The 11,379-nt window shown below is 58.8% G+C and carries 12 protein-coding genes; 6 read left to right on the top strand and 6 right to left on the bottom strand.

The features are described 5' to 3' along the window. The first annotated feature begins 80 nt into the window (after positions 1 to 80). Positions 81 to 941 (top strand): hypothetical protein, encoded by an 861-nt coding sequence (locus KORM41_RS17960; RefSeq protein WP_231727320.1) that lies wholly within the window; start codon positions 81 to 83, stop codon positions 939 to 941. Between the two features lie 20 nt (positions 942 to 961). On the opposite strand, the gene proC is transcribed toward KORM41_RS17960, so the two are convergent. The 4 genes from proC to KORM41_RS17940 all read right to left on the bottom strand — a co-directional run bounded on the left by proC (position 962) and on the right by KORM41_RS17940 (position 4,159). Then, positions 962 to 1,795: a pyrroline-5-carboxylate reductase gene (gene proC / locus KORM41_RS17955; protein ID WP_068151542.1), complete on the bottom strand. Its 834-nt coding sequence runs from the start codon at positions 1,793 to 1,795 to the stop codon at positions 962 to 964. 100 nt (positions 1,796 to 1,895) lie between these two features. Next, positions 1,896 to 2,936 carry a zinc-dependent alcohol dehydrogenase family protein gene (locus tag KORM41_RS17950; RefSeq protein ID WP_068151540.1) on the bottom strand — a complete coding sequence of 347 codons (1,041 nt, stop codon included), beginning with the start codon at positions 2,934 to 2,936 and terminating at the stop codon, positions 1,896 to 1,898. A gap of 149 nt (positions 2,937 to 3,085) precedes the next feature. Further along, positions 3,086 to 3,598 carry a type III secretion system chaperone family protein gene (locus KORM41_RS17945; RefSeq protein WP_068151537.1) on the bottom strand — a complete coding sequence of 171 codons (513 nt, stop codon included), beginning with the start codon at positions 3,596 to 3,598 and terminating at the stop codon, positions 3,086 to 3,088. 309 nt (positions 3,599 to 3,907) lie between these two features. Continuing rightward, positions 3,908 to 4,159, bottom strand: coding sequence for an accessory factor UbiK family protein (locus tag KORM41_RS17940; RefSeq protein WP_068151534.1), 252 nt, complete (start codon positions 4,157 to 4,159; stop codon positions 3,908 to 3,910). Between the two features lie 153 nt (positions 4,160 to 4,312). On the opposite strand from KORM41_RS17940, the gene lgt reads away from it, so the two are divergent. Both lgt and KORM41_RS17930 read left to right on the top strand, forming a co-directional pair. Continuing rightward, complete coding sequence (gene lgt, locus KORM41_RS17935) at positions 4,313 to 5,164, top strand: prolipoprotein diacylglyceryl transferase (protein WP_068151529.1); 852 nt, start codon at positions 4,313 to 4,315, stop codon at positions 5,162 to 5,164. Beyond that, positions 5,161 to 6,225: a class I SAM-dependent methyltransferase gene (locus tag KORM41_RS17930; RefSeq protein WP_068151527.1), complete on the top strand. Its 1,065-nt coding sequence runs from the start codon at positions 5,161 to 5,163 to the stop codon at positions 6,223 to 6,225. The genes lgt and KORM41_RS17930 overlap by 4 nt, the downstream gene beginning before the upstream one ends. 40 nt (positions 6,226 to 6,265) lie before the next feature. Here the strand turns inward: KORM41_RS17930 and KORM41_RS17925 are convergent, their stop codons facing one another. Further along, the gene (locus KORM41_RS17925) at positions 6,266 to 6,859 is read right to left on the bottom strand and encodes a PAS domain-containing protein (protein WP_068151525.1); all 594 of its coding nucleotides are present in this window, start codon (positions 6,857 to 6,859) and stop codon (positions 6,266 to 6,268) included. A gap of 50 nt (positions 6,860 to 6,909) precedes the next feature. Beyond that, complete coding sequence (locus tag KORM41_RS17920; RefSeq protein ID WP_068151523.1) at positions 6,910 to 8,241, bottom strand: hypothetical protein; 1,332 nt, start codon at positions 8,239 to 8,241, stop codon at positions 6,910 to 6,912. Between the two features lie 65 nt (positions 8,242 to 8,306). On the opposite strand from KORM41_RS17920, the gene pgeF reads away from it, so the two are divergent. The 3 genes from pgeF (at position 8,307) to KORM41_RS17905 (ending at position 11,366) form a co-directional block, all read left to right on the top strand. Further along, entirely contained in the window at positions 8,307 to 9,068 is a 762-nt protein-coding gene (gene pgeF, locus KORM41_RS17915; RefSeq protein WP_068151520.1) for a peptidoglycan editing factor PgeF, read from the top strand. A gap of 156 nt (positions 9,069 to 9,224) precedes the next feature. Beyond that, positions 9,225 to 10,157 (top strand): ribose-phosphate pyrophosphokinase, encoded by a 933-nt coding sequence (locus tag KORM41_RS17910; protein WP_068152520.1) that lies wholly within the window; start codon positions 9,225 to 9,227, stop codon positions 10,155 to 10,157. Between the two features lie 267 nt (positions 10,158 to 10,424). Next, positions 10,425 to 11,366, top strand: coding sequence for an IS110 family RNA-guided transposase (locus KORM41_RS17905; RefSeq protein WP_082719706.1), 942 nt, complete (start codon positions 10,425 to 10,427; stop codon positions 11,364 to 11,366). Positions 11,367 to 11,379 lie beyond the last annotated feature (13 nt).

Genomic DNA, 11,379 nt, shown 5'->3' with positions numbered 1-11,379 from the left:
CCGAACAGCTGTTGAGGGTTAGGTAACTTTTGGTGCTATAGTATGGTGCCTATTGGGGGTGGAAGGTGCAGATGCTGGTCTTGAACCCTATCAGATGGTTTCTTTGCGGCGCTCTCATGATGATGGCCGCGCTGCCTGCGCGCGCTGAGCACTTCCGCCTCGCCATGCCTTCCGACGACGATCAATATATAATCGACCTGTTCGCCCTTGCCCTTGAGGCCGAAGGGGGCGGGCATACCTATGAGGTGGTGCGCCGCGTGATCCTGGCTCAGGACCGGGCGCTTCGGGCCCTCGCCGACAACAAGGCCCGTTATGAAGTGCACTATAGCGGTTATGCGCCTGAGCGCGAGCGGGACTTTGCCATGGTGCGCTTCCCCATCACCCGCGGCATGCTGGGCCACCGGCTGCTTGTGGTCCATGAGGCAGACCGGGACATGCTCAAAGGCGTCGACACGATTGAGAAGCTCTCTCGATTCCGGCTGGGTTCCGGTATGGACTGGCCGGATACCACCATCATGCAGGCTGTTGGGCTGACGGTTACCAAGGGTTCAGACGGCAACCTCTGGCCGATGCTGGCGCGAAAGCGGTTCGACGCCTTCCCGCGCGGCATCAATGAAATTAGGGCAGAAATCACAAGTGAGGGCCAGGGCAAATACGGCGTGCAGATGGTGATCGACCAGCATGTGATGCTGGTTTACCGCTATGACTATTTCTTCTATCTGGCCAAATCAAACATCCACAAGGCCCGCATTGTCGAACGTGGCCTGATCAAGGCTTTCGAGTCCGGCCAGTTGGATGCTTTCCTGAATAACACCCCGGCGCTCAAGGCCACAATGGCAGAACTGAAGGCTCACCCGCGGCAGGTCATTCATATCGACAACCCGCTTCTGAGCGACACAGTCAGGGCCCTGCCCGACAGTTACTGGCGCACATACCCTTGATAATGGGGGACGATTCGGCGCTAACCGGCCAGCTCCTGCCCGCGCTTGCGCGCGGCCGCCACAGCCCGTTCCATTAGCTGACCAAGCCCATCATCGCGCATCAGTACATCAAGCGCCGCTGCCGTTGTGCCGCCCGGGCTTGTTACCCGGCGGCGGAGTTCAGCGGCTTCAAGGTCCGTTTCCGCGTCCAGAAGGTGGCCTGCCCCAATGATGGTCTGGCGCGCCAGCGCCATGGCTGTGGCTTCCGGCAGCCCCTGGCGCACACCGGCCGCCGCAAGGCATTCCACCATATAGAAAACATAGGCAGGCCCACTCCCCGAAACCGCCGTCACGGCGTCCATCTGGTCTTCATGCTCGATCCACACGGCCTCGCCCGTTGCGTCCATCAGTTCAAGCGCCAGCGCCCGGTCCACCTCGCTGATACCGGGGGCGGCCGTAACGCCGCTGATGCCTTCGCCAATGGCAGCGGGCGTGTTGGGCATGACCCGCACACAGGTGCCCTCACCGCCCGTGCCGCGCGCCATCTGCTCAAGCGTTACCCCCGCCGCGACGGACAGCACAAGGGTGTCATCGCCGATGAATGGCGCCATCAGGGGCAGCGCATCGTTCATCACCTGCGGCTTCACGGCCATCACGATGGCACGGGCCTTCATACCGCGTGGCAGCATGCCCGCACTGGCGACAAAATGATCCGCGCGGCTGCCCGGCAAGCTCACCGGATCTGCCTGCGGGTCAACAACATAAAGGTGATCCGCGGGCACGCCGGCCCGAAGCCAGCCCTGCGCCATGGCGCGCCCCATATGGCCGCAGCCGACAAGCAAAAGAGGGGCGGTTTCACTGAAATATTGCAACATGTTTGCTCCATCTGCCGAAAAAGCCCGCGCTGAAACGGGGGCTGAAACATGGGGGGTGATAATGCGGCAGTTTCGCCACTAAATCCAGCACCGCAAGCGGCTAAAATCTATTGATAACGGCAACCCCGGATGTCTCGAACGTGTCCATGGCGGTCAGGATATCGATCCCTTCTTCCAAGGACACGGTTCTGCCGATCAATCTCTCGGGCGCAAGGGCCCCGCTTTCGATCATCGCCAGCATGGCACCGTAGCGGTGCGCCTGCATACCGTGACTACCCAAAATCTCAAGCTCGTTCGCGATCACCTTATCCATGGGAACTGCCGCGTGCGCGTGGTCTGCCACCATCAGGCCCACCTGCACATGCCGCCCGCGCTTGCGCAGGCTGGCGACGGAATTGAAGCAGGTCGCAGGATGGCCAAGGGCGTCGATGGAAGCATGCGCCCCGCCGCCGGTGACTTCCACCACCGCCGCGGGCACATCGGCACAGGAAGCCGCATTCACACTCGCCACCGCGCCCAGCGATTTGGCGAACTCAAGCTTGTCCTCAGTGATATCCACCGCCACCACATTTGCGCCCATGGCGTGCGCGATCATGATCGCTGAAAGCCCCACACCGCCACAACCATGCACCGCCACCCATTCGCCGGGCGCAACACGCCCCTGATCCACTACCGCGCGGAAGGAGGTCACGAACCGGCATCCCAGGCTGGCGGCGGTAACAAAATCCATGCTTTCAGGCAAAGCCACCAGATTGAGGTCCGCATGATGCAGCCCGACATATTCGGCGAAAGAGCCCCAATGGGTGAAGCCGGGCTGGAACTGGCTGTCGCAGACCTGCTGGTTGCCACTTTGGCACTGAGGGCACGCGCCGCAGCCGCCCACAAAAGGAACCGTGACCCGGTCACCCACCCGCCAGCGCATGACGTCCCTGCCCACGGCCACAATGGTGCCCGCAAGCTCATGCCCCGGCACGTGCGGCAGCTCTATGTCCTTGTCGTGGCCTTTCCACCCGTGCCAGTCGCTCCTGCAGATGCCCGTGGCTTCCACGCGCACCACCACGCCGTGGACCTCAGGCGTCGGGTCCGGCACAGTCGTTACCTGCGGGCGGACAGAGAAGGCCTCATAGACGGCAGCTTTCATGGCAGGGTCCTTTCAAGGGTAAGCAATTCGCCAGATGAAGTATGGCAGCAAATGCCCAGCAGTTTCACGACAAAAAAAGGGGCGGCGCATCGCACCGCCCGTATTTTCAGGCAGGGCCCATAGGGGCCAAGAACCGATCAGTTTATTTTCTATGCCGTGCCTGCACACTCCAGCATGGCGCTCTCGATCGCTTCTTCAGGAGACTGCCCTCCCCACATGACAAACTGGAATACAGGATAGAAACGCTCGCACTCCCCAAGCGCGGTTTCCACCATTGTCACCATATGTTCTTCGCCGATGGCGCCCACAAGCGGGTCACCCACCAGGCTGGCATGACGGAACAGAAGCGCATCCTCTTCCGACCAATATTCAAAATGGCCGATCCACATGCGTTCGTTGATCATGCCAAGAACACGGTAAATATCGGCCCGTCGGCCTTCCGGCACCTTCAGGTCAAAGAGGCAAGCGAATTGCAATGTCTTGAAATCGTCGCGCCAGAATACCCGGAACTGAAGGTCGGTATATTGGCCCGAGATGAACATGGTCAGCTCATCTTCACCGTGCCGCTCAACAGGCCAGTCATTGGCACCTGCGAGCTCCTCGGCGAGATCAACTGGATTCTGGCTGATAACTTCAGAATGCCCGGTACTCAGTGTCGTCATCTCGTTTCCCCCTGGAAAGTGAGTGCCGCCGGGCTGGGTAAGCTTAACCGGCAGACTCGGTTTCGCCGGTTAGCGCTATCTTCGATTCACCAGAAACACGAAATCTGGCTCCCTTGATCTAAAGTAACACTAGATATAGCGTGCCAAAGCAGGGAGTCGCTGGCAAGCATGAATTGTTTCGGAAGGGAAATTTCTTGTGGAAAAGTCGTTGAAGGACCGTTCTAATTTGGCGATTTCTGCCCCAAGAACAGGCCCTTAGATTCCACTGTTGAAGGAAATTATAGCGCGCAACTTTATTGCGCAAATGGCTTATTTTTGTTCAATCTTCTTCTTGAGAAGATCGATCTCTGCGCGCAGGTCTTCATTTTCCATACGTGCTTTTTCAGCCATTTCGCGCACCACATCGAACTCTTCGCGGGTCACCAGGTCAAGCCCTGCGAGCTGACGGTCCAGCCAGGCACGGAAATGCTCTTCCATCTCGCCCTTCACGCTGTGGGCTGCACCCACCGCACCGGTTGCCAGTTTGGAAAGATCATCGAAGAATTTGTTGCTGGTCTGCATCTTACCGTTCCTTAACGCTTGCTGACCTTCATATGGGCGATACGCAGGCAAAATGCAATGGGCGAGTTGCCGCAGGCGGATCGTCACCGCTTCGTCACTTGACACACGCGCCTGCGCGGGGATGATGGCGCAAAGCTTTCAAGGGATGGAATTATGTCACTCATTGCCAACCTCGCGGTTCTCACCTACCCGGAAATAAGCGAGTTCGCGCTCGGCCCCATAGATGTGGGCGGATTCGCGCTGGGCATCCGCTGGTACAGCCTTGCCTATATCGCGGGCATCATGTTTGGCTGGTGGTATATCCGGCGGCTGGCGTCAAAGCCCGGCGCAGCGATGGGGGTCAAGCATATCGACGATTTCATCACCTGGGCGATCGTTGGTGTTATCGCAGGCGGGCGGCTGGGCTATGTGCTGTTTTACCGGCCTGAGAATTATCTGGATGATCCACTGGCCATCTTCCGGCTGTGGGACGGTGGCATGTCCTTCCACGGCGGGGCCATCGGTGTGATCCTGGCAGTCATTTTCTTTAGCCGAAAACACAAGCTTGAGCTGATGCGCGTGGCCGACATTGTCGCGGTTGTCAGCCCCGTAGGCCTGTTCGCGGGCCGCATTGCCAACTTCATCAATGGTGAACTGTGGGGCCGTACAACAGACGTGCCCTGGGCCATGGTGTTCCCAACCGGCGGGCCGCTGCCGCGCCACCCCAGCCAGCTTTATGAGGCCATGGGCGAAGGCTTGATCCTGTTCCTGATCCTGATGTTTCTTTATCACAAGACGCGACTGGCCAAGGAAATGCCGGGCGTAATCGCGGGCACATTCTATCTGGGATACGGCCTGACCCGCGTGCTTGTTGAATTCGTGCGCGAACCCGATGTGGGCGTTGAGCACATCATGGGGCTTACCCGCGGGCAGTTACTCAGCGTCCCCATGTTCCTGTTCGCCGCCTGGCTGATCAGCAAAGGATTACGCTACAGGGCGGCACAACAAGCAAAGATGAAAAAGTGACGCCACTGAAGAACATCCTCGCGCGCCGGATCGAAGCCACAGGGCCGATCAGCCTTGCGGACTATATGGCCGAGTGCCTGATGCACCCGAAGTACGGCTATTACCAACGCGAGCGCGTTTTCGGCAGCGAGGGGGATTTCATCACCGCGCCTGAGATCAGCCAGATGTTCGGCGAAACCATCGGGCTTTGGCTCGCGGACCGCTGGATCGTCATGGGCCGCCCGGAAAGCGTGAACCTTGTTGAACTGGGCCCCGGGCGCGGCACACTGATGGCGGACATGCTGCGCGCCGCTGGCAAAGTGCCAGGCTTCAAGGATGCCACGCAGGTGCATTTCGTTGAAGCCAGCCAGCAGCTCCGCGCCCTGCAGGCGGAAAAGGTGCCGGGTGCGACCTGGCATGATGACTTTTCAGGTATCCCGGAAGGCCCCACCCTTGTGGTTGCCAACGAATTTTTCGACGCGCTGCCCATCCACCAGTATGAAAAACAGGGCGGCAAATGGTTCGAACGGTCTGTGGGGCTGGTGGGCGACCGGCTGGGCTTTGTGCTCTCGCAGCCTGGCGCCCAGTTCGCGCTTGCGCCCGCGCATCTTCTGAGCGCACCTGACGGCAGCCTGCTGGAGGTGTGCCCCGGTGCGATTTCCTCAAGCGCCAATGTGGCCAGCCACCTGGCGGCCCATGGCGGTGCGGCGCTCTTTATAGATTACGGCTACGCCATATCCGCCCCCGGCGATACCTTCCAGGCCCTGAAGGCGCACGCGTTCACAGACCCGTTCGCAGAGCCCGGCAAGGCGGACCTGACGGCCCATGTGGCGTTCGACCGCATCGCCGAAGCATCGGAAAGCGCGGGCGCCAAAGCCACCCCCGCCGCAGAACAAGGCGCCTTCCTGATGACCATCGGGCTTGGCGTGCGCGCGCAAGCACTGGCGGAAACGGCGTCATCAAAGGGCCAGGAACGCATCCTGTCCGAGCTGAAACGCCTGACGGCGCCCGATGAAATGGGAACCCTTTTCAAGGTGCTTGCGGTTCAAAGCAGCGCGCTGCCAAAACCGCCCGGCTTCTAACCCGACAGCGGATAGCGGCCTGAGCCATCAGGCATATCAATCAACGCATACGGTCAAGGAAATCCGCGTCAGGCTTGTGGCTATAATCCGCTGGCCCGCTGTCCGGCAAACCATAGCCCACATCCAGGTGGCAGGCTTCTGCCCAAAATTCACCGACCACAGTTCTGCCCTTCCCCGGCGACAGATAGCGTTCACGCAAAACCTCGGTCAGGCCCAGTAGCATGCTATTGTTGCCATCCTCGCGGGCAACTGGCAGCAGCAACGTGGCCGCGTGACGGAGCACCCCGGCAGGATACTCAATGGAATAGCTGACAAGACCACCGCAAGGTGCAGCCAGAAGGCCGCCCCACCAGTCTTCACTGATATCCAGAATATCAGAATGCAGGAAGTCGAAGAAATTGGCGCCGGCATCATGCATTTCCAGCCGGTCCTTCACGCCTTCGCCTGCCTGACAATAGCGATAGTCCCGTGGGCCGTTCTTCTCCAGCACCAGCATGTCAGGGATGAATTTGGAGAAGGCCCGCAGCGTGATATCGCGCCGGACAGGGACATTGCCGGCTGTGCGCGCTTCCTCCCATGCCTGACGGAATGCGACCAGCCGGTCATTTTCTATAAGGTCTTTCAGCTCAACCACTTAACACTTCTCCCACCGGCCAGCTTACTCCGATTTGAAAGAAAAGGAAATCAGGAAGAAGGGGATGGTGCAGCGGCTGACAAAACGGCCCTGAGTGCTTTGATCGCAGCGTCCGGGTTCAAGGGTTTTTCCTTCAGGAACGCCAAAAGTGCCGACCGTGCATCCTCGCCGAAACCCAAGTGTTCCATGGTATCCAGATAAAGCTGCACGCTCGTGGTGTCGCGCATGCCAGCCTGGCCGCTTGCCGCCATCGCCTGCCAGAAACGGATCATGCCGTCCCCCGGGGCATCGGGGTTGAGCGCCGCGCCCACCATGCGGTTCACAAGCGCCCCGCACTGATAGACGGCGTCAAAGCGGCTGTTTTTGGGCGCATCATGCACACTGGTTTCCGCGAGCAGGCTTCGACATTTGTTGGTGACAGTGGCCCACAGGCTGTCAAGCTGACCGGCCTTATAGGCTTTCGCCCGGCCCATCAATTCATACGATAGCGCTTCAGCGGCACCCTCATGCACCCACGAGTGATCGTCGCCCAGCCAGTCGCCCCACACCTCCCGCTGCCAGATATGCAGCACCTCATGCATGGTAAATCGCGGAAAATAGAGCGGGTCGCTGTCGGCCCACTTTGCGCTGCCCTTACCCTTCATGGTGAACAGTATCTGGTATGGCAGCGTGCCGGCTTTTGTCTGGTCGGATGGGGATGTCTCCAGCTCCCCCGCCGCCATAAACACCAGATAGGGCTGAACTGGCCTGAAGCCGAATAGCTCTTCAAGGAGTTTGTTACCGCGCGGCAGGGTGCTCAAGACCCCAAGCCGGGCACTCGCAGGGATCAGCGGGTCGATCACCAGCGTGGCGCCTGCAATCTCCTTCGGCTCCCTGGGGCCGAAATAGACGAACTGTTCGGCCAACCCAGAAGGATTGCGGGTGATGACCCGGTCCCCGTCCAGCCCGCGGTAGGTCGCCTTCAGGTCATAGTTTTCCCATGTGCCGTGCCGTAAGCCCCGTCCCATCAGATAGCCGGTGAAAACAGACACGCCCCCATCACTGAAGCGGGAAAAAGGCATATAGTCCTTCTTGGGGATCATGGTGTTGGTGGTGATATCCAGCGACGCACACCGGAAGGATTTCCCGTCAGCCCGTTCAAGATGAGAAACCGGCCCGGAATGGATCAGGGAAAAGCCCGGGTCATGGGCGCGCCAAGACTTGCTGCGCAAATCCGCGACTGGACGCTCGAACCCCAGCGCCGTGATGCTTTCATCAAAACAGAAAGTCGCCTTCCAATCCTGCGCTGCCTCGCGCGTCAGCTCGAACGTGCCGCTAACATCGGCGCGCGCCGCCACACTCAGGCCCAAAACTGCCAATATGTAGATAAATAAGCGCATCATGCCCCTGTCACCGCCCGGAATATTTCCTATAGTGCGAAAGCAACAGGAAAAGTAAAGTCAGACCCATGACCGACCATTTGAAAAGCCCAAGCCTCGAAAGCCCACACGCGTTTTTCAGCCGTACGGGTGGTGTCTCGACCGGCCTCTATAAGGGCCTCAACTGCGGCCCTGGCTCCAGCGACGATCCGGCCTGCGTGCTTGAGAACCGGTGCATAGCCGCCAAACACTTGTCCGGCAGCGCGGACACACCGGTGCTGAGCTGCTATCAGGTGCATGGCCGGGATGTGGTGGTCGCGACAGAAGACTGGGGCAATGACCGCCCGAAGGCAGACGCCATGGTAACAGACCAGCCGGGCCTGATTCTGGGCATCCTGACCGCAGACTGCACGCCCGTACTGTTCGAAGACCGGGCAGCCGGTGTCATTGGCGCGGCGCACGCGGGCTGGAAGGGCGCGCTTGCGGGCGTGACCGACGCCACGGTGCGCGCGATGGAAGCGCTGGGTGCCAGGCGTGAGCGCATCCGCGCTGCTGTCGGCCCCACAATCCATCAGGCCTCCTATGAGGTAGACCTGGATTTCCGCGACCGCTTCACTAAAGAGCAGCTTGATTTCGACCGCTTCTTCCTGCCGGGCAAGGACCCATGGCACTTGCAGTTCGACCTGCCCGGGTTCGTGAAATACCGCCTGGAGGCAGACGATGTCGAATCGGTCTGGATGGCGGAGCTGGATACCTACACAAGCGAGGACCATTTCTCCTACCGGCGGACGACTCACCGCCACGAGGCAGATTACGGCCGCCAGCTTTCCGCAATCATGCTCAAGCCCTGAGGTTCACTTTTGGAATATATGAACCCATCCGTCCCGATTTGAGGCACTGACCCGATAAAATGCCCTCCTGCCGGGCTGGTGCCTTTACACATGCCCCCCCGGCTGGTACAGACCAGCAAAACGCAACATCTTCATCGCACGGAGGCCTTAATGGGCATGAAGATCCTTACCGGGAACTCGAACCCGGAACTGGCGGAAGCCATTGCCGCCTACTTGAACATGCCGCTTGCAAAAGCCGCTGTTAAACGCTTTTCCGATCAGGAAGTTTTCGTTGAAATTCATGAGAATGTGCGCGGTGAGGATGTCTTCCTCGTGCAGCCGACAAACTTCCCGGCCAACGACCATATGATGGAACTTCTGGTGTGCATCGATGCGCTGAAGCGCGCATCCGCCCGCCGCATCACGGCTGTGATCCCATATTTCGGCTATGCCCGCCAGGACCGGAAACCAGGCCCACGGACGCCGATTTCCGCGAAGCTGGTTGCCAACCTGATCACCACCGCCGGTGCCGACCGCGTGCTGACGATGGACCTGCACGCAGGCCAGATCCAGGGCTTCTTCGATATCCCGACCGATAACCTCTATGCCATGCCCGTTCTGGTGCGTGACCTAAAGGAAAAATACGCCGGCAAGAAAACCATGATCGTATCGCCTGACGTGGGCGGCGTGGTTCGGGCGCGCGCATACGCGAAGCGCCTTGATGCGCCGATCGCCATCATTGATAAACGCCGCGAACGCGCCGGTGTTTCCGAAGTGATGCACATCGTGGGTGACGTGAAAGATTATCACTGTGTGCTGGTAGACGATATCGTCGACAGCGCAGGCACGCTTTGTAACGCCGCCAAGGCGCTTGCTGAGCATGGCGCGTCCAGCGTTTCCGCATACGTTGCGCACGGCGTTCTTTCCGGCCCGGCCTATGAGCGGATCGAAAACAGCGTGATGGATGAGTTGGTGATCACAGACAGCATCCGCCCAACCAACGCCTGCAACGTCAACCCGAAAATCCGGGTTGTGACCGTGGCGCCGCTTCTGGCGGAAGCCATGAACCGCATCGCGCACGAAACCAGCGTTTCGAGCTTGTTCGAATAAACGGTTCAAGCATAGAAATTCCAAAAGCCCCTGCCCTAACCGGTGGGGGCTTATACATTGAGAGGCACGAAGATTTGTTATGATCTTCGTGCCTCTTTGATTTTGAACAGGGGGTGGCCACCCCCTGTTCAAGGTGCGGAATGTGGTTGAGCCCACTCGGGGCAAGACCTTTTACGGTCGTAAAAAAGCATAACCCTTCCGCACCACAGAGGCTTCGTCGAACCGCTGAGTGAGCTTTTACGCTCGTGTATAAGAAAGACAAAGCCAATGACTTATACCACGCGATCCATTGGGATCGACATATCAAAATCATCCTTTGACGTTTGCCTGCTGCCAGAAGGCGAAGCAGACACATTTACCAATAATACATCCGGCATTGCCAAATTCCTTTCGTGGGTTGCTGACAGGGAAGACATTGAACGGCTGATCCTGGAGCCTACAGGTGGCTATGAACGCATGGTCACAGATGCCTTGCTTGCAGCCGGGTTGCCGGTTGCCAAAGTTAATGCCCGATATATCCGTCAGTTTGCCCGGGCCAGTGGGCAATTGGCCAAAACCGACAAGGTGGATGCCTTTGTGCTAGCCGACTATGGCAGGCGCATGGAAACACGCCTTCTTGAACAACCTTCTGAACAGCAGCAGGAACTCTCAGACCTCGTAGTCCGATACAAACAGCTGTCCCACATGATTGTCCAGGAAAAGAACCGCCGGGAAAAGCTGCTGAACAAGGCAAGAGACTGGATCGAAGAGGCTCTGAATTTCCTGCTGGAACAGCGTCAAGCCGTTGTGGAAGCGATGGAGGAATGCCTGGAACAGGATGCAGCACTCAAGGCCAGGGCCAAAGTGTTGACTTCAATAAAGGGCATTGGATTGCGGACCGCCTGCTTCCTGCTGGCAGGCCTGCCGGAACTGGGTCATCTCGACAAAGGACAAATCGCCAAGCTCGTTGGTCTAGCCCCAATCAACCGGGATAGTGGTCTAATGCGCGGCAGGCGGACAATTACAGGAGGACGGAAACATGTGCGCGATGCTTTATATGTGGCGACACTCCCCGCCATTCGCTTCGATCCGGAAATGAAAGCTTTCTATCAACGCCTCAGGGAAAACGGGAAGCCCGGTAAAGTCGCTCTCATTGCAGTCACTAGAAAAATCCTCATTCGCGCAAACGCAAAAATGAGGGATCACTATGCAGCCGCGCTTGACACATAACACCGCTGCTTTT

The organism is Kordiimonas lipolytica, assembly GCF_001550065.1.
This window is presented reverse-complemented; position numbering and strand designations above follow the sequence as displayed.

What these genes read in the sequence shown, in the direction of transcription:
- KORM41_RS17920 (WP_068151523.1), bottom strand. Translation starts at nt 8,241, where the DNA reads ATGATGCGCTTATTTATCTACATATTGGCAGTTTTGGGCCTGAGTGTG.
- KORM41_RS17945 (WP_068151537.1), bottom strand. Translation starts at nt 3,598, where the DNA reads ATGACGACACTGAGTACCGGGCATTCTGAAGTTATCAGCCAGAATCCA.
- KORM41_RS17905 (WP_082719706.1), top strand. Translation starts at nt 10,425, where the DNA reads ATGACTTATACCACGCGATCCATTGGGATCGACATATCAAAATCATCC.
- lgt (WP_068151529.1), top strand. Translation starts at nt 4,313, where the DNA reads ATGTCACTCATTGCCAACCTCGCGGTTCTCACCTACCCGGAAATAAGC.
- KORM41_RS17910 (WP_068152520.1), top strand. Translation starts at nt 9,225, where the DNA reads ATGAAGATCCTTACCGGGAACTCGAACCCGGAACTGGCGGAAGCCATT.
- proC (WP_068151542.1), bottom strand. Translation starts at nt 1,795, where the DNA reads ATGTTGCAATATTTCAGTGAAACCGCCCCTCTTTTGCTTGTCGGCTGC.
- KORM41_RS17950 (WP_068151540.1), bottom strand. Translation starts at nt 2,936, where the DNA reads ATGAAAGCTGCCGTCTATGAGGCCTTCTCTGTCCGCCCGCAGGTAACG.
- KORM41_RS17940 (WP_068151534.1), bottom strand. Translation starts at nt 4,159, where the DNA reads ATGCAGACCAGCAACAAATTCTTCGATGATCTTTCCAAACTGGCAACC.
- pgeF (WP_068151520.1), top strand. Translation starts at nt 8,307, where the DNA reads ATGACCGACCATTTGAAAAGCCCAAGCCTCGAAAGCCCACACGCGTTT.